This window comes from Amycolatopsis sp. lyj-109 (assembly GCF_046548995.1).
Lineage (GTDB): Bacteria > Actinomycetota > Actinomycetes > Mycobacteriales > Pseudonocardiaceae > Amycolatopsis.
In genome coordinates this window covers 142,876-164,182 of sequence record NZ_JAJPWR010000017.1, presented here as the reverse complement: position 1 = coordinate 164,182, position 21,307 = coordinate 142,876, and the positions used below count along the sequence as shown (strand labels likewise).

General features: G+C 69.7%; 19 protein-coding genes and 2 tRNA genes. 11 read left to right on the top strand and 10 right to left on the bottom strand.

Features of this window, described 5'->3' with window-relative positions:
- Nucleotides 1-426, top strand: coding sequence for a hypothetical protein (locus ACLJQF_RS33235; protein WP_410614295.1), 426 nt, complete (start codon nucleotides 1-3; stop codon nucleotides 424-426).
- 204 nt (nucleotides 427-630) lie between these two features.
- Nucleotides 631-1,836, top strand: coding sequence for a chitinase (locus ACLJQF_RS33230; RefSeq protein WP_410614294.1), 1,206 nt, complete (start codon nucleotides 631-633; stop codon nucleotides 1,834-1,836).
- A 10-nt stretch (nucleotides 1,837-1,846) separates the two neighbouring features.
- Here the strand turns inward: ACLJQF_RS33230 and ACLJQF_RS33225 are convergent, their stop codons facing one another.
- The gene (locus ACLJQF_RS33225) at nucleotides 1,847-2,938 is read right to left on the bottom strand and encodes a dihydrofolate reductase family protein (RefSeq protein ID WP_410614293.1); all 1,092 of its coding nucleotides are present in this window, start codon (nucleotides 2,936-2,938) and stop codon (nucleotides 1,847-1,849) included.
- Between the two features lie 87 nt (nucleotides 2,939-3,025).
- On the opposite strand from ACLJQF_RS33225, the gene ACLJQF_RS33220 reads away from it, so the two are divergent.
- A complete protein-coding gene (locus ACLJQF_RS33220) occupies nucleotides 3,026-3,277 on the top strand; it encodes a hypothetical protein (protein ID WP_410614292.1) in 252 nt (83 codons plus the stop codon).
- Nucleotides 3,278-3,289: 12 nt separating this feature from the next.
- Here ACLJQF_RS33220 and ACLJQF_RS33215 read toward each other — a convergent pair whose 3' ends face one another.
- The 4 genes from ACLJQF_RS33215 to ACLJQF_RS33200 form a co-directional block, all read right to left on the bottom strand.
- The gene (locus tag ACLJQF_RS33215) at nucleotides 3,290-3,679 is read right to left on the bottom strand and encodes a hypothetical protein (protein ID WP_410614291.1); all 390 of its coding nucleotides are present in this window, start codon (nucleotides 3,677-3,679) and stop codon (nucleotides 3,290-3,292) included.
- Nucleotides 3,680-3,685: 6 nt separating this feature from the next.
- The gene (locus ACLJQF_RS33210) at nucleotides 3,686-4,918 is read right to left on the bottom strand and encodes an aldehyde dehydrogenase family protein (protein ID WP_410614290.1); all 1,233 of its coding nucleotides are present in this window, start codon (nucleotides 4,916-4,918) and stop codon (nucleotides 3,686-3,688) included.
- 761 nt (nucleotides 4,919-5,679) lie between these two features.
- Nucleotides 5,680-6,465 carry a M50 family metallopeptidase gene (locus tag ACLJQF_RS33205; RefSeq protein ID WP_410614289.1) on the bottom strand — a complete coding sequence of 262 codons (786 nt, stop codon included), beginning with the start codon at nucleotides 6,463-6,465 and terminating at the stop codon, nucleotides 5,680-5,682.
- A 239-nt stretch (nucleotides 6,466-6,704) separates the two neighbouring features.
- Complete coding sequence (locus ACLJQF_RS33200; protein ID WP_410614288.1) at nucleotides 6,705-7,619, bottom strand: DNA-3-methyladenine glycosylase family protein; 915 nt, start codon at nucleotides 7,617-7,619, stop codon at nucleotides 6,705-6,707.
- 153 nt (nucleotides 7,620-7,772) lie between these two features.
- Here ACLJQF_RS33200 and ACLJQF_RS33195 point away from each other — a divergent pair, with 153 nt between their 5' ends.
- The 3 genes from ACLJQF_RS33195 to ACLJQF_RS33185 all read left to right on the top strand — a co-directional run bounded on the left by ACLJQF_RS33195 (nucleotide 7,773) and on the right by ACLJQF_RS33185 (nucleotide 11,017).
- Nucleotides 7,773-8,522, top strand: coding sequence for a class I SAM-dependent methyltransferase (locus ACLJQF_RS33195; protein WP_410614287.1), 750 nt, complete (start codon nucleotides 7,773-7,775; stop codon nucleotides 8,520-8,522).
- A gap of 39 nt (nucleotides 8,523-8,561) precedes the next feature.
- Nucleotides 8,562-9,884 carry a M20 family metallopeptidase gene (locus ACLJQF_RS33190; protein WP_410614286.1) on the top strand — a complete coding sequence of 441 codons (1,323 nt, stop codon included), beginning with the start codon at nucleotides 8,562-8,564 and terminating at the stop codon, nucleotides 9,882-9,884.
- A gap of 98 nt (nucleotides 9,885-9,982) precedes the next feature.
- A complete protein-coding gene (locus ACLJQF_RS33185; protein WP_410614285.1) occupies nucleotides 9,983-11,017 on the top strand; it encodes a S1C family serine protease in 1,035 nt (344 codons plus the stop codon).
- A gap of 117 nt (nucleotides 11,018-11,134) precedes the next feature.
- On the opposite strand, the gene ACLJQF_RS33180 is transcribed toward ACLJQF_RS33185, so the two are convergent.
- Together ACLJQF_RS33180 and ACLJQF_RS33175 are read right to left on the bottom strand one after the other, a co-directional pair.
- Nucleotides 11,135-11,512, bottom strand: a complete 378-nt coding sequence (locus ACLJQF_RS33180) for a DUF3224 domain-containing protein (protein WP_410614284.1) — start codon at nucleotides 11,510-11,512, stop codon at nucleotides 11,135-11,137.
- 67 nt (nucleotides 11,513-11,579) lie between these two features.
- A complete protein-coding gene (locus ACLJQF_RS33175) occupies nucleotides 11,580-13,112 on the bottom strand; it encodes a helicase HerA-like domain-containing protein (protein WP_410614283.1) in 1,533 nt (510 codons plus the stop codon).
- A gap of 113 nt (nucleotides 13,113-13,225) precedes the next feature.
- On the opposite strand from ACLJQF_RS33175, the gene orn reads away from it, so the two are divergent.
- The 3 genes from orn to proP all read left to right on the top strand — a co-directional run bounded on the left by orn (nucleotide 13,226) and on the right by proP (nucleotide 15,636).
- Nucleotides 13,226-13,834 carry an oligoribonuclease gene (gene orn / locus ACLJQF_RS33170; RefSeq protein ID WP_410614282.1) on the top strand — a complete coding sequence of 203 codons (609 nt, stop codon included), beginning with the start codon at nucleotides 13,226-13,228 and terminating at the stop codon, nucleotides 13,832-13,834.
- Between the two features lie 77 nt (nucleotides 13,835-13,911).
- Nucleotides 13,912-13,987 (top strand) — tRNA-His (locus ACLJQF_RS33165).
- 197 nt (nucleotides 13,988-14,184) lie between these two features.
- A complete protein-coding gene (gene proP, locus ACLJQF_RS33160; RefSeq protein ID WP_410614363.1) occupies nucleotides 14,185-15,636 on the top strand; it encodes a glycine betaine/L-proline transporter ProP in 1,452 nt (483 codons plus the stop codon).
- Here proP and ACLJQF_RS33155 read toward each other — a convergent pair.
- Nucleotides 15,633-16,814, bottom strand: a complete 1,182-nt coding sequence (locus ACLJQF_RS33155) for a L,D-transpeptidase (RefSeq protein WP_410614281.1) — start codon at nucleotides 16,812-16,814, stop codon at nucleotides 15,633-15,635. The two genes, proP and ACLJQF_RS33155, sit on opposite strands and share 4 nt — an antisense overlap.
- A 174-nt stretch (nucleotides 16,815-16,988) precedes the next feature.
- Between ACLJQF_RS33155 and ACLJQF_RS33150 the strand changes: the two genes are divergently transcribed.
- Nucleotides 16,989-17,061: transfer RNA gene (locus tag ACLJQF_RS33150), tRNA-Lys, on the top strand.
- Between the two features lie 373 nt (nucleotides 17,062-17,434).
- Here the strand turns inward: ACLJQF_RS33150 and ACLJQF_RS33145 are convergent.
- On the bottom strand, nucleotides 17,435-18,847 hold the full coding sequence (locus tag ACLJQF_RS33145) for a tyrosine-type recombinase/integrase (RefSeq protein WP_410614280.1): 1,413 nt from the start codon (nucleotides 18,845-18,847) through the stop codon (nucleotides 17,435-17,437).
- Nucleotides 18,848-18,931: 84 nt separating this feature from the next.
- Here ACLJQF_RS33145 and ACLJQF_RS33140 point away from each other — a divergent pair, with 84 nt between their 5' ends.
- Nucleotides 18,932-20,320: a beta-L-arabinofuranosidase domain-containing protein gene (locus ACLJQF_RS33140; RefSeq protein ID WP_410614279.1), complete on the top strand. Its 1,389-nt coding sequence runs from the start codon at nucleotides 18,932-18,934 to the stop codon at nucleotides 20,318-20,320.
- 189 nt (nucleotides 20,321-20,509) lie between these two features.
- Here ACLJQF_RS33140 and ACLJQF_RS33135 read toward each other — a convergent pair whose 3' ends face one another.
- The gene (locus ACLJQF_RS33135) at nucleotides 20,510-21,178 is read right to left on the bottom strand and encodes a GntR family transcriptional regulator (RefSeq protein WP_410614278.1); all 669 of its coding nucleotides are present in this window, start codon (nucleotides 21,176-21,178) and stop codon (nucleotides 20,510-20,512) included.
- Between the last annotated feature and the right edge of the window lie 129 nt (nucleotides 21,179-21,307).

Below are 21,307 nucleotides of genomic sequence, written 5' to 3'. Positions count from 1 at the left end.
TTGAAGAAGGTTCTCGGCGTCGCCGCCGCGGCACTGATCTCCCTGCTCACCCTCGCGGCGCCCGCCTCCGCCGCCGAGCACACGAAGCACATGCACACCGGCGACGCGTTCGGCAGCGTCACCGGCTGGAGCGGTGAAGGCGTGTTCACCGAGGAAGGCGACCGCGTCCACATCTGCGACACCGACGCCGACGGCCGTGGCGTGGCCATCTACGTGTACAAGGGCACCCCGGCGACCGGCACCCAGCTGTACGGCATGCACGTCGGCGGCGAGGGCAACTGCATCACCAGGAGCGCGGCCAACGGCGGGGTCTACGACCTGCCCGAGTCCCGCGTCGGCTTCAAGTTCTGCCGGTACTGGGTGGCGGACAAGCGGGTCCACACCGGCGAGTGCGAGGACTACGACTTCCTGAACGACAACAGCTGAGGATTCGGCTGTGGCCCGGCTCCCCGCCGGGCCACAGCCCACCGGTCACATCCCGCCGAGCACAGCCGCCCGTAGCCGGACAAGTTTCGGATATCGCGGGACGTTTCGCCCGCCGATCGGGATCTCCCGACCTTGGTGGCTTGACTTCGTCAATGGTCTAGTCCAATGATCTGTCCACCTCGATCCCCACCGGGAGGACAGCTCATGCGCAGGAGCAGACTGGCCGCCGTCGGGCTCGCCGCCGCCACTTTCGCCGCCACCGCCGTCAGCCTCGTGCTCGGCGCACCGCCGGCGACCGCGGCGTTGAGCAACAACTGGTACGCCGCGGCGCCGTACCTGATGCCCCAGAGCAACAACCCGCCCGATCCCGTGACCGTGATGAACGCGACCGGGCTCAAGGCGTTCCAGCTCGCGTTCATCCTGGCGCCGAACGGCGGCGGGTGCAGCCCGACCTGGGACGGGACGTCCGCCGTCTCCTCCGATACCGCGGTCGCGGGCGTGATCTCGCGGATTCGCGGCGCGGGCGGCGACGTCTCGGTGTCCGTCGGCGGCTACGGCGGCACGAAGCTCGGCCAGACCTGCGGCACGGTGGCCGCGACAGCCGCCGCGTACCAGCAGGTCATCACCAAGTACTCGCTCAAGGCGATCGACTTCGACCTCGAAGAGCCCGAGTACGAGAACACCGCCGCGATCGCGAACGAACTCGGCGCCGCGAAGACGTTGCAGGCCGGCAACCCCGGCCTGTTCGTCTCGGTGACCATGCCGGGCACCGCGGCCGGCACCGGCTGGTTCGGCACCCAGCTGATCGACCAGGCGAAGTCGATCGGCTTCACGCCGAACAACTTCTCGATCATGCCGTTCGACGGCGGCTTCAACGGCGGCTCGTCGCAGGTGTCGGCGCTCGAAGCCCTGCACGGTCTGCTCATGTCGCACCTGGGCTGGGACAGCGCGACCGCGTACGCGCACGAAGGATTCTCCGGCATGAACGGCAAGTCGGACGCGGCGGAGATGTTCTACACCGCGGACTTCCAGACGGTGTACGACTACGCGACCAGCCACGGCCTCGGCCGCTTCACGTTCTGGTCGGTCAACCGGGACCGCGCCTGCGTCGGCACGACGGACAACGGCGTCTGCAGCAACGTCCCGCAGAACGACTGGGACTTCACGAAGTTCAGCGTCCGCTTCGCCGGCGCGACGCCGCCCCAGACGACTCCGCCAGTGACGACCACCCCGACCACACCGGGCGGCGGCTCCTGCACCGCGGCGGAGTGGGACCGGGCGAAGGTCTACGTCAAGGACAACGTCGTTTCCCACAACAGCCACCAGTGGGCGGCCAAGTGGTGGACGCAGGGCGAAGAGCCGGGCACGACCGGCGAGTGGGGCGTCTGGCAGGACAACGGCGCCTGCTAGTTCGCGGTCGTCAGAAGTCGAGGTGGGTGTTCTCGCGCTGAACCTCCGGGGTCAGCGCGGGCACCTCGACGACGTGCCGCCCGGCCTGCCGCAGCAGCTCGGTGCCCCGGGCGTCGACGAAGACCGGCGGCTCGCGCCAGGCGAACACGACACGCGGGATTCCCGCGTCGAGGACGAGCTGGGTGCAGCTGCGCGGGTGGGAACTGCGGTGACTGCACGGTTCCAGTGAGCTGTACATGGTCGCGCCGGCCAGGCGCGGATCGCCGGCGCACTTGGCCAGCGCGGCTTCTTCGGCGTGGTTGTGCGGATCGCCCTCGCCGGAATGCCCGGTGGCGACGACCTCGCCGTCGGCGTCGGTGATCACGGCGCCGACCCGGAAGGTGTGGCTGGGCGGGCACTGCGCGGCGAGCGCAATGGCTTCCTTGAGCCGCTGGACATCCCGGCCGGTCGGTTCGGCGGCGGCGCGGTACTCGAGGATCGCCATCCCCTGCAGTTCGTTCGCGGCGGTGAGGACGAGCGGCCGCGGGTAGCGCCCGGGTCCGACGAACCGCGGCGCGTCCGGCTGCCCGACGAAGAACGGCGCGATCGCCAGCCGCAGCGCGTCGGCGAGACCTTCGGTGAGGAAGCGCGTGTGGATCCCGCCGCCGCCCTCGACCAGCAGGTGTTCGATGCCGCGTGTACCGAGGTCGTCGAGGATGCGCCCGAAGTCGGGCGGATCCCCCGCATCGACGACGGTGGCGACGTTCTTGAGCGCGTCCGCGGCGCCCGGCGGGGCGTAGACGATCTTTTCGGTGTCCCCGACGGTGAAGAACTGCGCATCCGGGTCGAGGCCGCGGGTGGTCACGGTGACCTTGACGGGCTGTTCGGGCTTCCCCTGCTCCAGCCGTCGCCGCCGCAGCTCGGGCGAGCGGACGAGCAGCCGCGGGTTGTCGGCCCGCACTGTCCCGGCCCCGACGAAGATGGTGTCGGCCTCGGCCCGCAACCGGTCGACGATCGCGAAATCGTCCTCTGTGGACAGTACGAGCCGCTCGGGCGAGGTGTCGTCGAGGTAGCCGTCGAGCGACTGCGCGGCGGACAGCAGGACGTGCGGCCGGGAGATCACCCGGCCCAGTATGCCGTAACGCCCGGGGCGGTCCCCGCGTCCTACGACGTATCCCCCTGTCGTGCCCATCCCCCGGAGCTGCGGAACATGACCATGCGAGGCTGGTACAAGGAACGGACGCTCACCACGGTCGACACCGTCGGCCGGGAGGTGTCGGTGACGACCGGACTCACCCGCGACCCCGAAGGCCGCCTGGTCGCGGCCATCGCCATCAGCGACGGCCCGACGGCGATCTACCGGTATTCCGGCGACGCCGACGAGCGGACCGAGCTGGTGACCAACGCCGCGGACACCGTCAAGGAGCTGCGCAAGCTCGCCGGCGTTCCGCCGACGCGCTGACCCGGCGCCGTCTCACGCCTCGGTGGGCGCAGCCGGGTCCGCGGCCTTGAACCGGGCGAGCAACTTTCGCCCGGCCGGCGAATCCGGCTCGAACGCGACGAGTCCGGGACGGCCCCCACCCGGGACGACGACGAGGGCGTTGTGGCAGCGGAAGCAGAAAGCGATCTCGACGAGGACGTCTGCCGCCCCGTGCACCTTGAGGGCGTACACCGGGATGAAGCACCGCATCGATTCGCCGTCCGGAAGACCGGCGACGAGCTCCACGAGCGCCTCCGCGGCCGCTCCTTCCGCCGTCCCGAGCGTCTCCCCCGGAACGGCGTCCCATTCATCCCATTCGCGAGAGCTCGAGATCCGGACGAGCTCGACGCGGCGGATGTCCGCCGCGTCGATCGGGAGAAGCATGCCGGCTCAGGCCGGCAGGACGGCGTACTGGCGGACGTAGAGGTCGGTGTAGGTCACCGGACCGCGGGGCCCGGGGACCTTGTCGAGGTTGATGCCGGTTTCCGGGACGGCGAGCAGCTTGAAGCCGTCGAGGAGGCGGGTCGGGGCGTTCCAGAAGACGCCCGTACCGGTGTAGCCGTCGAAGAAGGCGTCGGCGGCCCCCTCGTCCTCGGTGGCGATGCCCGCAGCCAGGCCGGAGGTGCGTTCGTTGGCGATCTCGACGGCGTCCCCGAGCGAGCCGACCTTGGCGACGGTGACGGTCGCTTCGCGGTCGGAGTCCAGCGCCCACTCGTAGCCGATGGCGTGCTCGTGCGGGGCCAGCGAAGGCGTGACCCCGCGCTCGGCGAGGGCGTCGGAGATCGCGGGCCAGGCGTCGTCGTGGATGTCCTCGTGGATGAGGAGCAGGTTCAGCCGGTTGCAGACGCCCAGCCGGTCGAGGCTGGCGTGGACGAGGTCGCGCGCCTTGGTGACGTCCGCCCCCCGGTCGACGTAGAGGACCCCGCCACCATCGGCGTGGGCGAGGGTCCGCACGCCGTGGACGGCCGCCTCGGTGGCGAGGGCGCGGGTGCTGTCCCCGCTGCCCCGCAGGATCACCAGCGGCACCAGGCCGGGCAGCCGCACGAGCGCGGACGCGGCCTCGCGCTCCACACGCGGCACGAGCTGGACGCAGTCGGCGTCGATGCCCGCGTCCGCGAGCGCCGGCGCGATGACGACCTCGCGCAGCCGCTGGGCCGACCCGAGCGCGGCCGAGCCGGTGCGCAGCACGCCGCCGTTGCGCGACTTGACGAGCTGGGAGGCCACATCGACGGTGACGTTCGGCCGCGCCTCGTAGTTTGCACCGATGACACCGACGGGACGCCGCCGTTCGACCAGCTTCAGCCCGCCGTCCAGGGTGGACACCTCGACGGAGCGCTCCTGGTGCGGCGCGCCGGCGAGCAGCCGCAGCTGTTCGGCCATGCCGGTGAGCCGCTCGGGGGTGATGGTGAGCCGGTCGAGCAGACCGGCGCTCATCCCGTCGGCCTTGGCGCGTTCGACGTCGGCCTGGTTCGCCTCGAGGATCTCGTCACGGTGCGCGAGCAGCCGCTCGGCCATCCCGGTCAGAGCGGCATCGACGGCCTCGGCGCTCGCGGCAGCCAGCGACGGCGCGGCGAGCTTCGCCGCTCGTGCGCACTCCTCGACGGCCTTGGCGACCTCGTCCATCGTTCGTCTCCCTCCGCGCGGACCACCAGTTTGCCGCATGCACCACGGTGACCGGCCACGGGCTCCGCCGCGGGTCATCGCGGCGCGGGCCGCCGCGCGCCGGCGCCGCCCGGCTTGCCGAGCGGTGCCGGCCACCGGGACCGCTGTGAGCCGTCTGACGGCGCGGCGGCCTGCTCGACCGGGGGCGGGCGTGGCGCTGGCCGGCCCCGCCCGGGCGGCCTTGGCCGGCCGGGCAGCAGCTCCGGGCGTGCAGGCAGGGGCGCGCCCGAGCAGCTTCGGGCGGGGTCCGAGCTGAGCGGTCCGGCCGTCGCCGGGGCGGGCCATCGCCGGGCCGGGGTCGAGGTCGGGCCGTGGCCAGGCCGAACCGGGGCGCGGCCGGGCTGCTCCGGGCAGGACGGGGCCGTGGCCGGCCTGGCGTGGCCGGTCGTGCCCGGACTATGGCCAGTCGTGCCGGGCCGTGGCCGTGGCCGGCCGGACCGCGGCCGGTCGGGCAGGCCATGGCTGGCGGGGCCGCGGCAGCCGGACTGCGAACGGTCAGGCAGGGCCGTAGCCCGGCCTTGGCCAGTCGGGGCCGCGGCAAGCCTGACCGCGGCCGGTCAGGTAGGGCCGTAGCCGGGCCTTGGCCAGTCGGGGCCGCGGCAAGCCTGACCGCGGCCGGTCAGGTAGGGCCGTAGCCAGGCCTTGGCCGGTCGGGCCGAACCTTGGCCGGTCGGGCGGAGGGCCGTGGCCGTCGGGCGGGTCAGTGGCCGGGCCGGGCCGCGCTACTTGGCCACCGGCTCCAGGAGCCAGAGCGCGCCGGCGATCAGGCAGCTGATCGTTGCCACCGCGAAGACCAGGACCCACAGGACCGGCGGGACCGCCGTCAAGCGGCCCAGCTGGTCCGCGTCGGAGTCGCGGGCCTGGCCGCGGCGGCGCTTGATCTGGAGTTCGGCCACCGGACGCACGCCGCCGAACAGCAGGAACCACGTCACCAAGTAGCTGAACGGGGCCTGCAGCTCGACCGGAGCGACGAACGCGATCAGGGCCAGCACCGCCGCGCTGGCGACGACCGTGAACACCCCGTACGCGTTGCGCACCATCACCAGCACGCCGAGCAGCAGCAGCGCGATCAGGACCAGCACCGTGCCGACCAGGTCGGCGCCCAGCAGGCTGGCGAACAGCAGCCCCAGAACCGACGGCGCCAGGTACCCGGCCATCGCCGTGAACGCCATGCCCGGTCCCTCGGGCTTGCCGCGCGAGACGGTGACGCCCGAGGTGTCCGAGTGCAGCTTGATGCCCTGCAGGCGCCGTCCGACCAGCACCGCCGCCAGCGCGTGGCCGGCCTCGTGCACCATCGTCACGACGTTCCGTGCCCGTCGCCAGGGCGTGCCGCCGACCAGCACCACCAGCAGGGCCACGCCGCCGGCGATCAGGGTGATCACCGCGGGTGCCTGGGCCTGCTCGAGCAGCGAACCGGCCGGCGAAGCGTCAGTGGCGGCAGCCACGCGGAACGCTGACAGCGCGTCACCGACCGGGCCGCCGAGGGCGGGATGAACGGGCGAGCTCACCCGGACACCTCACCACAGGCGATATCTGGCTACGGTGAGTCCCCACCGCTCATCGCTGCACGGCCTCCGGTATTGGGTCGTGGCGATCTCCGTTCTGTCGGGGCGACCGGTGCGGACCGGCCAGCACGCGGGGCAGCAAATGGGAGGCCACGGAACGAACCGGGGGCATCGCCGGCGCCCGCTGGACGCGGCCTCGGCAAGCAGCTCCCTCCGCGGCGGGCGAGCCGAGCGAGGTCAGGTCATCGCGACTCCCGCATCCGGGCCTCGCCCTCGACGCGGAACAGGAACGACACCCAGCTGCGGAACGGTGCCCAGGCCTCCGCGATCTCCGCCAACTCCGTGACTTCCGCGGCTCCCGCCTCCGTGAGGTGGTACGCGTCGCGCATGATCTCGTGGAGGCGCGTCTCGCCTCGAGGGAAGACGTCCGGGTGGCCGGCACCGCGGATCAGGATCAGCTCCGCGCTGAACCGGCCGACTCCCGGCAGCAGCTGCAGCTGCTTCAGCGCCTCCTCGGCCGGCATCGCCCGCAACGTCGCCGCGTCCAGTTTCCCCTCGGCTGCCGCCTCGGCGATGGCGCGCAGGCGCGGTAGCTTCGGGCCCGGCAGGCCGGGCTGGTACTCCACCGTCGCCAGGGCGGCCGGCGCCGGGAACGACCTCAACCTGCTCCCGCCCACGTCGACCTCGGCGCCGTAGCGCTCGGTCAAGCGACGGCGCAGCCGGACCGCCTGCGTCATCCAGATCCGGTGGCTCAGCACCGCCCAGCACGCCGCCTCGTAGGGCGAGGCGAACAAGACCGGGCGCAGGCCCGGGTGCAGCGCCTGCAGCAGCGAAACCACCGGATCACGGGCGCCGGCCTCCGGGAAGGCCGTCCCGTCGATGTCCAGCGAGCACATCCGCCGCACCTGCGCCACCACCGCGTCGGTGTGTTCGGGCGGGCCGTGGACCTCGACCGTGATCTCGCCGGGCGATCTCTGCCGCAGCACCGCCCCCACCGGTGTCCATTCGCCGTCGAGCGTGAACGCCACCCGCAGCGCGCCCGGTTCGGAGTCCGGCTGCCCGGCGGGGGCGAAACCGGTCAGGAAGCGGGCCGCCGCGGCCAGGTCGAACTCGCCGTGCACCGCGATCTCGCCACACGGGCGGGAAATCGTCGTCATCTGTCCTCCTCGGATCGGATCGGAACCTTGCCTGCGACGTTAGGAAGGGGGACCGACAATTTCGGGCGTCGAACGCCTGAGCGCGGATTTGTTCACTCGATCGAGTGGTCGAGGAGTTGGCATACTGCCGGTATTCGAAAGCGAGGAGAGCCCGTGCCGACCAGCGCATCCGACCGTCTCCAGTCCCTCCTCGGGACGTCGGCCGAGACGGAGAACGGCTACCTCGACCTGCTGGGCGCCGCGGACCAGGCCGGCCCGCCGACCGGGCTCACGCAGCGCCTCATGCGCACCACCCTGCTCCCACAGGTCTACGAGCGGTACTGGCGCCCCGCCCTCGGCCGCGCCCTCAAAGGCCCGTCCGGACCGAGCATGACGGGCGAGGTCAGGCTGGCGACGAAGCTTCTCCGGCTGGAACCGGGCCACACGGTGCTCGACGTCGCCTGCGGGACCGGCCGGTTCACCCGCGCGTTCGGCGCGGCCGTCGGCCCGGACGGACTCGCGATCGGGCTCGACGGTGCCCGCACCATGCTCGCCAAGGCCGTCGCCGAGGGCGGCCCGGACACCGTTGCCTACCTGCGCGCCGACGCCGTGCACCTCCCGCTGAAGCCGTCCACAGTGGACGCGGTCTGCTGCTTCGCCGCGCTGCACATGTTCGCCGAGCCGGAGACCGCGCTGGACTCCTTCGCGCACGTGCTGAAACCGGGCGGCCGGATCGCGCTGCTGACGAGCGCCCGCCGCGGCCGCCAACCCGCGCGGCTGATCGAGACGGTCGGCGGGATCGTGAGCGGCCAGAAGATGTTCGACCGCGGCGAAATCGCGGCGAGCCTGCGCGCCCGCGGCTTCACGGAGATCACCGAGCGGTACGCCGGTGTCACGCAGATCGTGGCAGGCCGGCTCCGCTGAGCGCCGCGGATTGTCGGAGGTGCCGGTTAGCATCGCCCCATGACCCACGCCGAACCCGTCCCGCCGGACGACAGCTACCTGCGTTCCCTGGTCGAGGCCACCGCCGACGCCGTCGCGGCCGCCGAACCGCTGTCCTCGCCGCACACCGGCGCGGACGAGGCGACGCGGGCCGAAGTGACCGCGGCGGTCGAGCGCAGCTCACCCGATCTGGTGGCGTTGAGCCAAGATCTGCACGCCCACCCCGAGGAGGGGTTCGCCGAGCACCGGTCGGTCCGTGCCCTGGCCGATCTCCTGCGACGCCACGGCCACGAAGCCACGGTCGGCGTCGGCGGACTCGACACCGCGCTGCGCGTCAGCACCCCACGACAGGAGGGCCCGCACATCGCCGTCCTCGCCGAGTACGACGCGCTGCCCGGGCTGGGCCACGCCTGCGGCCACAACGTCATCTGCACCACCGCCGCGGGCGGCTTCCTCGGCGCCGCCACCGTCGCCGAGCGGCTCGGCGGTCGCGTCAGCCTGATCGGCACGCCCGCCGAGGAAGGCGGTGGCGGCAAGGAGATCCTCGCCCGCGCCGGCGTGTTCGACGACGTCGACGCGGTGATCATGCTGCACCCGTTCAGCCACGACATCGCGCTGCACCCGTTCCTCGGGCGGCGTCAGCTGGAGATGGTCTTCCACGGCGTCGGCGCGCATGCGAGCGCCCAGCCGTTCATGGGCCGCAACGCGCTCGACGCCGCCGTCGCCGCGTACCAAGGCGTCTCGGCGCTGCGCCAGCAGCTCCCGCAGAGCGACCGCGTCCACGGCGTGTTCACTGACGGTGGCGCCCGGCCCAACGTCATCCCGGCCCGCGCCGCGCTGCTGTTCTACGTCCGCTCCCAGACCCCGGAAACCCTGCGCGACCTCGCCGCCCGCATGACGTCGATCGCCGAGGGCGCCGCGGCGATGACCGGCTGCGGCGTCGAGCTGATCTGGGACGCGCAGGCCGCCTACCTGCCGATCCGGTTCAACACCGCGCTCGCCGGACGGTGGTCGGCCAACCAGGTGATCACCGGCCGCAAGCCGCTTCCGCCGGGCATCGTGCCGGAATCGCTCACGGGCTCCACCGACCTCGGCAACTTGTCGTATCGGATCCCCGCGCTGCACCCCATGCTCGCCGTCTCGGGTCCGACGGTTGCGTTGCACACCAAGGAGTTCGCGGCCGCGGCGGGGTCGGAGACGGGCGACGCGGGAGTCCGCGACGGGGCATTGGGGCTCGCGCTGACCGCCACCGACTACCTCGGCGATTCCGACCTGCGGAAAGCGGTGCAGGACGAGTTCGAGGCGGCGGGAGGTGCGCTGGACGTCCCGTCGTTCTTCCTCTGACGCCTGAGGATTACCTGAGTTTTCTCAGCAGATTCTTCTCAGCAAAGCCTGAGGTATTTCCACAGGCTGCTCACAAGCACGGGCGCGAATCTAGTCCCATGACCGAGAACGAGAGTCGGCCCGGCCCCGCCTCACCCGGTGGGCACCAGCCGCACCAGAGCACTCAGCAGTACGGGCCGTACGCGCAGTACGCGCAGTACGCCTACCAGCAGCAGGCCGCGCCGAATCCGCTCTTCACGCCACCCCAAGCGCCCGGCCCTCAGGTCCCCACGGCACTGAAGGCCAAGCCGCGCAAGGGCGGCCGCGTGGCGATGATCGTCAGCGCGACCGCGCTCGGCGCCGCGCTGGTCGGCGGCGTCGGCGGCGCGGCGATCGTCGGGCTCACGACGAACTCGGCGGACGGCGCGACGACGTCGGTCACCACGCCGGCCGCGAACGGGCAGACGGTCTCCAACTCGACGTCCGGCGACGTCAGCGCCGTCGCGGCGAAGGTGCTGCCGAGCGTCGTCCAGATCAACGTCACGACCGACCAGGGCGAGGCCATCGGCTCCGGTGTCATCCTCACGGCGGACGGCCGGATCCTGACCAACGCGCACGTCGTCAACGGCGCCCAGAACGTCGTCGTCACGACCTCCGACGGCAAGAAGTACCAGGCCAGCGTGGTCGGCGCGGACACCAAGGCGGACATCGCGGTGGTCCAGGCGCAGAACGCCGGCGGCCTGACCGCCGCGAGCCTCGGCGATTCGAGCAAGCTCGTCGTCGGCCAGGAGGTCGTCGCGATCGGCTCTCCTGGTGGTCTGCAGAACACGGTCACCACCGGCATCGTCAGCGCACTGAACCGGAACCTGTCCGACATCGGCCAGGGCGAGCAGCAGCAGCGCTCGCCGTTCAGCCGCACGTCGAACCAGAGCAGCGACTCGCCCAGCTACACCGCGATCCAGACCGACGCCGCAATCAACCAGGGCAACTCCGGCGGCGCGCTGATCGACGCCCAGGGCAACGTGATCGGCATCAACTCGGCGCTGTACAGCCCCTCGGCCTCGGCCAACGGCTCGGCGGGCAGCGTCGGGATCGGCTTCGCCATCCCGATCAACGACGCCAAGAAGATCGTCGACCAGATCGTGAACAACTAGGACGCGGACGGGCCGTGGTCGGGGCGGTCCGTCCCACCCGCTTCCGGGAGCGGGGAGAACACCGCGAAGGCCGTTTCGAGAGTCTATCGGGGGCTCTCGAAACGGCCTTCGTGCTGCTCACAGCGTGTAAGTGAGGGTGAAGAGGTGGTTCTTCTCCTCGTCGATCTCGATGTTCGCCGTCCCGGCGATCCCGGCCAGTTCACCGAATCCCGAGCCGGTGAGGATCTTCAGCGCCAAGCCGGAGTCGTCGGCCGAGTGATGCAGGACGAAGCCGCCCTTGCGGCCGTCGACCGAGACCTCGAGACGTTCGAAGGCGACGTACGCGCGCGAAGTCGCGTTGGACGCCGTCAGCATCTCGACGGTGCTGATCCCCTCGACCGCGCCGGTGAACGTCTTGCCGATCGCCACCCGGGCGAACTCGGTGCCATTGGCCTCTTCGGTCGCCTGCGGGTCCCACTTGTCGAGGACGAACGACGCGGTGGCAGTGCTGGTCATGGCTGGTTTTCCTTTCGAAGGTGAGCCCAGCCTGCCAGCCATACCTGACAGCTTGCGTCAGGTTTTGTCAGCGCTTCCGGTTGCCGAACAACCCGCGCGTGATCTCCCGGCCCAGCGCGCTCGCCGCGGACCGCATGAACGACTTCACGGCCGGGTTCTTCATGGCGGACTCGAGGAACCCCGGCTCGTCCTTCCCGGACGCCGGCGCCTCCGGAGCCGGCGCCGGAGCAGCCTCGGGCGGGGGCGCGGCGGCGACCTTCGCGGCCAGCTTCTCGTAGGCCGACTCCCGGTCGATCGTCTCGGCGTACTTTCCGTGCAAATCCGACGAAGCGACCGAAGCGGCCACCGCCTCGTCGCCGATCGAACCCATCTTCGACCGCGGCGCCCGTAGTCGCGTCCACGCCACCGGCGTCGGCGCACCCCGCTCCGACAGCACCGTGACCACGGCCTCGCCGATGCCCAGCGACGTCAACGCCGTGTCGAGCTCGTAGAACTTCGTCTTCGGGTAGGTCTTCACAGTCTTCGCCAGCGCCGCCTGGTCGTCCGGGGTGAACGCCCGCAGCGCGTGCTGGATCCGCGCGCCGAGCTGCGAGAGCACGGCGTTCGGGACGTCCGTGGGCAACTGCGTGCAGAAGAACACACCGACGCCCTTCGACCGGATCAGCTTCACGGTCTGCTCGATGCGCTCGAGGAACGCCTTCGACGCGTCCGCGAACAGCAGGTGAGCCTCGTCGAAGAAGAACACGAGCTTCGGCTGGTCGAGATCGCCCTCCTCGGGCAGCTCTTCGAACAGCTCGGCCAGCAGCCACATCAGGAACGTCGAGAACAGCGCCGGCTTGGCCTGCAGGTTGTCCAGCTCCAGCAGCGTGACGACGCCTTTACCGTCCCGTGCGCGCATGAGGTCGTGCACGTCCAGCTCGGGCTCGCCGAAGAAGTCCTCGCCGCCCTGGGCCTCCAGATTGGACAGCGCACGCAGGATCACCCCGGCCGTCGCCGCCGAAACCCCGCCGATGCCCTTGAGGTCCTCCTTGCCCTCGTCGCCGGTCAGGTGCGTGATCACCGACCGCAGGTCCTTCGTGTCCAGCAACGCCAGGCCGCGCTGGTCGGCCCAGTGGAAGATCAGCCCGAGCGTCGACTCCTGCGTCTCGTTCAGCCCCAGCACCTTCGACAGCAGCACCGGCCCGAAGCTCGTGATCGTCGCCCGGATCGGCGCACCCTTCCCGCCGGTACCCAGCGAGAGGAACTGCACCGGGAACGCCGCGCCCGCCCAGTCGTCGCCGAGCTCCTTCGAACGCTTCGCGACCTTGTCGTTCGCCTCGCCCGCCGCGGCCAGCCCGGACAGATCGCCCTTGACGTCGGCGAGCACCACCGGCACCCCGGCCGCCGACAGCTGCTCCGAGATCAGCTGCAACGTCTTCGTCTTGCCCGTCCCGGTCGCCCCGGCGACCAGCCCGTGCCGGTTCAGCGTCGCCAACGGCAGGCGCACGGCCGCCGCCGCGTCCACCTGCCCGTCGATCACCACCGCACCCAGCTCCAGCGCGGCACCCTCACTCGCATAACCAGCGGCGATCTCGCTCGCCGGCGACTCCTGCTCGGCCACTGCCCGCTCCCCGATCTGTGTCCTGCACCACACCCAACCCGGCTCGGCGAGCGTAACGCGCCGTACGCGCAGGTAACGCCCTTCACATCCCCGTGTCGGGTTAGGGTCACCAGGTGACCGACCGCCTAGTCTGGATCGACTGCGAAATGACGGGGCTCGACCTCGGCAAAGAAGCATTGATCGAAATCGCCGCCCTCGTCACCGACGCAGAACTGAACGTGCTCGGCGAAGGAATCGACATCGTCATCCACGCCGACGAGGAAAAACTCGCCGGGATGCCCGAAGTCGTCCGGGAGATGCACGCCCACTCCGGCCTCACCGAAGAAGTCCGCCGCTCCACGGTGACCCTCGAAGAAGCCGAACGCCGCGTCCTCGACTACATCCGCGAGCACGTCCCCGAACCGGGCACCGCCCCCCTCGCCGGCAACTCCATCGCCACCGACCGCGGCTTCATCGCCCGCGACATGCCCGCCCTCGACACCCACCTGCACTACCGCATGGTCGACGTCTCCTCCGTCAAGGAACTCGTCCGCCGCTGGTACCCGCGCATCTACTACGCCAAGCCCGAGAAGGGCCTCGCCCACCGCGCACTCGCCGACATCCGCGAATCCATCGGCGAACTCGACTACTACCGGCGCGTCGCCTTCGTCCCCCAGCCCGGCCCCACCAGCGAAGAAGCCAAGGCAGCCGCTGCTGAAGTGCAGGAACAGCACCAGAGGTAACCCCCTGCAAACCCCGCGAGGGCACCCGCTACGATTACCGTCAACGAGGTGATCGCACTGCGGTTCCCTCGAAGATGGTGGGCGTAGCTCAGCTGGTAGAGCACCTGGTTGTGGTCCAGGAGGTCGCGGGTTCGAAACCCGTCGCTCACCCCATCACCCCGGCATGGTCAGAGCCTGCGGCTCTTTCCCCGTGTCGGGGTTTCGCCTTTTTGTGGGGGTCGAACCCCCACGCCCCCGCCGGGGGCTCGCCCCCGGACCCCCGTCCGGGTGGTCGCGTGAGGTGGTGGGCGCAGCTTTGGGCGGTTTGGGGGTGTTTGGGTTGGGCCGTTCGTGGTAGCGGTCACGACTGGATGGCTCAGCGTGCGGGGTTTGGGCTCTCGTTGCACCGTGGTTGGGTGGAACGTACTGGTGCGAAGGTCAGGGGCCGGAAGAAGAAGCTTCGATATGAGGACATCACCGTTGTCGATCAGTCGCTGCTGAAGCGGGCTGTGGGCGCTGCTGCTCTTGGTAATGCCATGGAGTGGTTCGACTTCGGGGTGTATGCCTACATTGCCGACACCATTGCCGAGGTGTTCTTTCCGGCCAGTGTGTCTCCTGGGGTTCGGCTGATCGGGACCTTTGGGGCCTTCACCGCCGCCTTCCTGATGCGGCCGCTTGGTGGCCTCGTCTTCGGGCCGCTGGGGGATCGGGTCGGGCGGCAGAAGGTTCTTGCCGTCACCATGATCATGATGGCCATCGGGACCCTGAGCATCGGGCTGATTCCGTCGTACAGCTCGATCGGGGTGTGGTCGCCCATCCTGCTTGTCGTTGCGCGGATGGTGCAGGGGTTCTCCACCGGTGGTGAGTACGGGGGCGCCACCACCTTCATCGCCGAATACTCGCCGGACAAGCGGCGGGGGTTCATGGGGTCCTGGCTCGAGTTCGGGACCTTGTCCGGGTACGTGCTGGGGGCGTCCGTTGTCACCGGGATGAAGGCCTGGGTGCCGCACGAGACCTTGCTCGACTGGGGGTGGCGGGTTCCGTTCCTGGTCGCCGGGCCGCTCGGGATCATCGGGCTCTACATGCGGCTGAAGCTGGAGGAGACGCCGGCGTTCCAGAAGCACGCCGAGGAAGCCGAGAAGCGGGGGCGGTCCGGGGAGCCGTTCTGGAAGATGTTCACCGACTACTGGCCCGCGCTGCTCGTGTGCGTCGGCCTGGTGCTCGTCTTCAACGTCACCGACTACATGCTGCTGTCGTACATGCCGACATACCTGTCCGAGCAACTGCACCTCGACGCCACCCACGGGCTGCTGCTGATCATCGTCGTCATGGTCGTGATGATGCTGATCATCATGGTCGGCGGGCGGATCACCGACCACGTCGGCCGCAAGCCCGTCATGATGGCCGGCTGCCTCGGGTTCCTCGTGCTGTCCTGGCCGCTGATGCTGCTCGTGCACGACGGCGGGCTCGTCCTCACCTTCCTCGGGCTGATGGGACTCGGCCTGCTGCTCCTCTGCTTCGAGGTGTCGATGCCCGCGGCGCTGCCCGCACTGTTCCCGACGGCGATCCGGTACGGCGCGCTGTCCATCGCGTTCAACATCTCGGTGTCGCTCTTCGGCGGCACGACCCCGCTGGTGATGCAGTCGCTGATCTCCGCCACCGGCCACGACTTCTGGCCGGCCTGGTACATGATGGCGGCCGGCGCGATCGGCGCGGTCGCGGTGTACTTCAGCCGCGAGACGGCGAACAAGCCGCTGTGGGGCTCGGGACCCGCGGTGTCGACCGAAGCCGAGGCGCGGGAGCTGGTCCGCGACTCCGGCTAGTTCGCCGCGGCCCGCCACTCGTCCCAGGACAGCTGCCAGACGCTCCAGCCGTCGGTCGGCTCGAGCTTCGGGCCGCCGCTGTTCTGCACCGTGACGACGTCACCCTTCTTGGACGTGTCCATCAGCCACTTCGTGTTCTCGGTGGACAGGTTCAGGCAGCCGTGGCTGACGTTGCTGTGCCCCTGCTGCCGCACCGACCACGGCGCGGAGTGGTAGAAGATGCCGCTGTAGGACAGGCGGACCGCGTACTGCACGAAGGTGCTGTAGCCGCCGGGTGCGTCCTCGGGTACGCCGTAGGTGGCGGAGTTCATCGTGTAGCCGGTGTGCTCGCTCATGACGGTGTAGGTGCCCTGCGGCGTGTTGTGGCCGGACTTGCCCATGGAGGTCGGCATGGTCTTGACCTCCTTGTCGTTGATCGTCACCGTCATCTGGTGCGTCCCGCCGTCGGCGACGGCGACGAGCTTGTCGCCGACGGTCGCGCTGGCACCCTTGTCCTCCCGGCCGTAGCTGCCGTTGCCGAGCGGCTTGCCGTAGACGGCGGCGTCGACCTTGATCTTGGTGCCGCTCTTCCAGTACTCCTTCGGCCGCCAGGTGACCTGCTTGTCGCCGGACCAGCGGAAGGCGCCCTCGGTGGCCGGCTCCGCGGTGACCTTCAGCGCCTTCTCGGCGGCGGCCTTGTCGGCGACGTTGCCGGTGAAGGTGAAGATCAGCGGCAACCCGACCCCGACGGTCTCGCCTTCGCCGAGGTTCACCGACACGCCGAGCTGCCGCGCCGGCTTGACGGTGCTGAAGGTCGACTCCGACGTGACCGGCTTGCCGTCGGAGCCGGTGGCGGTCGCGACCAGCTTGTAGGTCTTGTTGTAGCCGAGCGGCTCGGCGGAGTCCCACCCCGAGCCATCGGCCCGCGCCTTGCCGGCGACGACCTTGCCTTCGGCCCCGGTCAGCTTGACGTCCCCGACCTTCCCGTCCGCGACGGTGACGCTCACCGGCTCCCCGGGCGCGACGTCCTTCGCATCCTTGGCAGGCGTGAGGGTGAGCACAGCGGCCTTCAGCGCCGGCTTGGGAGCGCTACTGGTCGGAGAGTCCGACACCCGCGGCGGTTCACCCGAAGGGCTACTGCTGCACCCGGCCAAGGAGAGGCCGATCACCCCGGCGGCCACCAGCAGCCGCACCGTCATACCCCGCATGCCCACCCGCCTGTTTCGCCATCGATGTCCGACTACAGTGTGCCCGACCAGCCGGGACACCGGGGCGGCAATGCCGGAACCGGGTTGGGGCACCCCCCTGAAACGGCCCCGGAGAGGGGTGCTAATCTTTTCCACGTCGCCGAGGGAAGCCTCCGGCAGACACCGGCGCCATTAGCTCAATTGGCAGAGCAGCTGGCTCTTAACCAGCGGGTTCGGGGTTCGAGTCCCTGATGGCGCACCCCACTGAATCGAAGCCCACCTGCGGGTATCCTTGATCACGAGGATCTTGCCGGTGGGCTTTGATCATGGGTGGGACCGGCGTGGGGCCGAATGGGGCCGAATCCGCGGGGTGCCTGGTCCTCTTAGGACGTCCGTAGGGCGTAGCCGCGGCGGCGACGTCCGATTCCGACCGTCTTAACGCCTCAGACCTCCTCCGTGGCGCCGGAATCAGGCGTAAGACACCCATCAGTTCACTATTGCAAATCTGCGGTGCGAGCGATCGGCGAGCTGGGTTGGTACTGCCGTCGACGGCCTACTGCGACTCGCTCCGATCTACGGTGCCTATCTCCCTCATCGGTGGCCCGGCTACGTCGACGATCTTCTCCAGGTTCTCAGAGCAGCTGGCGCGTAGGGGTCCCTCTACGGTGCGACCTTGTGAGCCGACTTCCGCTTCGACCCTGGCCTGCGGTTCTTCTTCGTGCCGTAGTGGCGTGTGGCTTTCCGCGAGTTGCGGCGGACCTTCTTCGCCGTCCGCCGCGCGCTTTCATGACCAGGTTGGCGGTGGCTTCGGCAGCCTGGTGCGCCAGGCAGGGCAGCACGCTGGTGTAGGTATCGGCAGTCAGCACGATGCTCGAGTGACCCAGCATCGCCTGCACCACCCTCAGGTCATTCCCAGCGGCCAGCGACAGACTCGCCGCACCATGGCGGAGGTCGTGCAGCCGGATCGGCGGCAGGTCCGCCTCAGCGATGAGCCTGCGGAAAGCATGGGTGACGTAGCCGGGACTCATCGGATTCCCGTACCGGTTGACGAACAAGAACCCCGTCAACGCCGCATCGCCCGGCAGCCGGCGTCTCTGCTCGGCGCGCAGGCATCGCAATGCCGATACCGAAATGCTGTCCAGCGCGAGCGCGCGGATACTGTTCTCGGTTTTCGGTGGGCAGATCACGGTCTGACCATTGTGGTCTTGAACCTGATGCGACACCTGCAGCACGCGTGCGTCCAGATCGATGTCACACCACCGCAACCCCGCCGCTTCACCCCGGCGCAGGCCAAGCAGCGCGACGAGCAGATACAGCACGTGCAACGGGTGGTCGTAGCTACTCTCCAGGAACGCCGCAGTCTGCGTCGGAGTCCAGACGGCCACGGCCGGGCGCTCGCCGGTCTGACGCCAATGCGCTTCTCGACCTTCGGTCCACACCACAGCCCGCGGCCGGCGTCCGGAGGGGAGTTCGATCCAATGTGCCGGGTTCCGGTCCACCAATCCCCGGCGGATCGCACCGTTGAGCGCCGCATGAAGCGCCCCTCGGATGCGTTGCAGCGTCGCGTAGGACAAGGGTCGGGGGCGGCTCGAGTTCGTGCGGATCAACGCTGCGAACACTGCCTGCACCCGCGCGACCGTCAACGACCGCAACGGCACGCTTCCCAGGTACGGCTTGAGGTAGTCGCAGACGTGCTGGGTATAGAGCCTCCGAGTGGAGAAGCTCAAGTTCTGGCGCATCTCCAACCAGATATCCAGCCACTGCCCGACGGTGACCACGGCCGTGGCCGGATCGACATCGTCGCCGAGCAGGTATCCCCGCGCTTGTTCCGCGGCGGCACGTGAATGGAACCCGCCACGCCGTACGCGGTGTCGCTGCCCATCACGGCTCACCGGCAGCTCCAGCGAGAAGTACCACGAACCATGGCCACTTTCGTCCCGCCGCGGGCAGCGGACCCCGAGCCGGCTTCCGTCAACCGCATCCTTGCAGCTGCAACGCTTGTACACGCCATTCTGTTTAGCTATCGCGACCTCCTCAACGACCACTACCGGGGATAGTCCGCTCACCGGCCGCGCCGTCGCAACCTAGTCAGCCGGACTGCTCACGCCGTTCTGGGAATTCCTTCATCGGTGACCGGCCTGGTCAAACTTCGCGGCGAGTTCGGCGGGATCGTCGAGGCGATCTGCGACGTCCACGCCGTCACCGGCCGCGCCGAGCACCTCGCGCTGGCGAAGCTGTTCGACCTCGACCACCTCATCGACAGCTGTGCGGCCGGCACCGACGTCCTCACCGGGATGCACGCGAACCAGCACATCCCGATCCTGACCGGCCTGGTGCGGCTGTACGACGAGACCGGCGAAAAGCGGTACCTGGACGCCGCCCGGAACTTCTGGGGCATGGTGGTGCCGACGCGGATGTACGGCATCGGCGGGACGAGCCTCGGCGAGTTCTGGAAGGAGCCCGGCAGCATCGCCGGCACGCTCGGCGACACCAACGCCGAGACGTGCTGCGCGTACAACATGCTGAAGCTGAGCCGGATGCTGTTCTTCCACGAGCCGGACCCGCGCTACCTCGACTACTACGAGCGCGGGCTGTACAACCAGGTCCTCGGGTCCAAACAGGACCGGCCGGACGCCGAGAAGCCGCTGGTCACCTACTTCATCGGGCTGAACCCGGGCCACGTCCGCGACTACACGCCGAAGGCCGGGACGACGTGCTGCGAAGGCACCGGGATGGAGAGCGCGACCAAGTACCAGGACACGGTCTACTTCCGCAGCGCGGACGACAGCACGCTCTACGTGAACCTGTACAGCCCGTCGAAGCTGTCGTGGAAGGGCGTCACGATCGAGCAGCGGACGAACTTCCCGTACGAGCAGGGGTCGACGCTCGTCGTCCGCGGCGGCTCCGCGCGGTTCACGCTCCGGCTGCGGGTCCCGTCCTGTTGCCGTGACACCTTCTCGGTCAAGGTGAACGGCAAGCCGGCGGGCCCGGTGCTCACCCGCACCTGGCGTGACGGGGACACGGTCGTCGTCCGGACGCCGTTCCGGCTGCGCGCCGAGCGGGCGCTCGACGACCCGAAGACGCAGACGCTGTTCTTCGGCCCGGTGAACCTGGTGGCGCGTGACCCGCGGACGACGTTCCTCGAGTTCGGGCTGTACCGGAACGCCGGGCTGTCCGGGGACCTGCTCCCGTCGTTCGCCCCGGTCCCCGGCAAGCCGTTGCACTTCCGGCTCGGCGACGTCGAGTTCGCGCCGTTCTTCGAAGGCACGGAGGATCCGACGCACGCGTACTTCCACCGCGCCGAGCCGACGGTGGTCTTCGGCGGCCTCGATTCAGGGGTCGCGAACCCGGCCGCGGCCGGGACGACACTGCTCGACGACATCTGGGCGGACGCGCCGTTCGCGACCAAGGAGGCACTGGTGCGCCAGGTCCGGACCAAGGTCGATGCCTGGCGGCTCGGCAGTGCAGACGCCGCGAGGATACTGGCCACTGCCCGGCGGGCGAACTACGTCTGCTGAACGCCGGGCTCAGCAATCCCCGTAACAGCATTGCGAACGCGGTATCCGCCGAGGGTTCCAAGGCCGCCGGGTCGCCGCCTGCGACGGCCCGGCCCACCCCGAGGCACGCCTCGTCGTCCGATGGCGTTGCCAACCGATCCGGCAAGCCGGGTCACCTCGGGCGAGCAGTTCGAGCCGGGCGATAGGTCGTCAGATCGTGGTCAGGCCTTCGAGCTTCTGCCGCAACGACTCCTGGGAATGCCGGTCCATGATCTCGTGGGCCCGCTCGATGTCGAGTCGCCTCATGGCCGATACCAGGTCCCGGTGGTCCCGGATTTCGGCTTCCTCGGTGAGCCTGCTCCGCAGGTTGGGCGCGAGGTAGTGCATCCGACGCACCTCGTCGGTCACACCGAGCATGATGCGTTCAGCGCGCCGGTTTCCGGACAACCTGGCGATGTCCAGGTGGAAGGCGGTCGCCGCCTTCAGCGCGTCCTCCGTGGAGGTCGCCGCCGCCTGGTCGTCGATGTGCCGTTCCAGGGCGTCGAGTTGCTCAGGACTGCTGCGCTTGGCCGCCTCGACGACCAGCGGCGGCTCGATCATCTGCCGGAGCGCGAAGATCTCGCGCACATCCTCGAAGCGGAGCGGCCGTACCAGGTAGCCCTTGCGGGGCAGGACCAGCACCCAGCCGTCGTGGGCGAGCAGCCGCAAGGCCTCGCGGATCGGCGTCTTGGACACCCCGTACTCCTGGGCGAGCTCGTGCTCGACGAGCATGCTCTCGGGGAGCCGGCGGGCCGTGAGGATGTCCTCCTTGATGAGGGCGTGGGTCCGCTCGGTCAGGGACAGGCGCGGATCACGCGGCTCTGGGTCGCTGCTGCTCACTGCCCTTGTCTCCTACCGGCGAGCCGACTGGTCACGGAGCCAAAGTATCACGCCGTTGACAACGGATGGACCAGAAGCATACTTTGAGTCGCATCAGAGAAGTATTCAAGATATATCAGGCTCTGACCT

What these genes read in the sequence shown, in the direction of transcription:
- ACLJQF_RS33230 (WP_410614294.1), top strand. Translation starts at nt 631, where the DNA reads ATGCGCAGGAGCAGACTGGCCGCCGTCGGGCTCGCCGCCGCCACTTTC.
- ACLJQF_RS33220 (WP_410614292.1), top strand. Translation starts at nt 3,026, where the DNA reads ATGACCATGCGAGGCTGGTACAAGGAACGGACGCTCACCACGGTCGAC.
- ACLJQF_RS33215 (WP_410614291.1), bottom strand. Translation starts at nt 3,679, where the DNA reads ATGCTTCTCCCGATCGACGCGGCGGACATCCGCCGCGTCGAGCTCGTC.
- ACLJQF_RS33210 (WP_410614290.1), bottom strand. Translation starts at nt 4,918, where the DNA reads ATGGACGAGGTCGCCAAGGCCGTCGAGGAGTGCGCACGAGCGGCGAAG.
- ACLJQF_RS33200 (WP_410614288.1), bottom strand. Translation starts at nt 7,619, where the DNA reads ATGACGACGATTTCCCGCCCGTGTGGCGAGATCGCGGTGCACGGCGAG.
- ACLJQF_RS33190 (WP_410614286.1), top strand. Translation starts at nt 8,562, where the DNA reads ATGACCCACGCCGAACCCGTCCCGCCGGACGACAGCTACCTGCGTTCC.
- ACLJQF_RS33185 (WP_410614285.1), top strand. Translation starts at nt 9,983, where the DNA reads ATGACCGAGAACGAGAGTCGGCCCGGCCCCGCCTCACCCGGTGGGCAC.
- ACLJQF_RS33180 (WP_410614284.1), bottom strand. Translation starts at nt 11,512, where the DNA reads ATGACCAGCACTGCCACCGCGTCGTTCGTCCTCGACAAGTGGGACCCG.
- proP (WP_410614363.1), top strand. Translation starts at nt 14,185, where the DNA reads ATGGCTCAGCGTGCGGGGTTTGGGCTCTCGTTGCACCGTGGTTGGGTG.
- ACLJQF_RS33155 (WP_410614281.1), bottom strand. Translation starts at nt 16,814, where the DNA reads ATGACGGTGCGGCTGCTGGTGGCCGCCGGGGTGATCGGCCTCTCCTTG.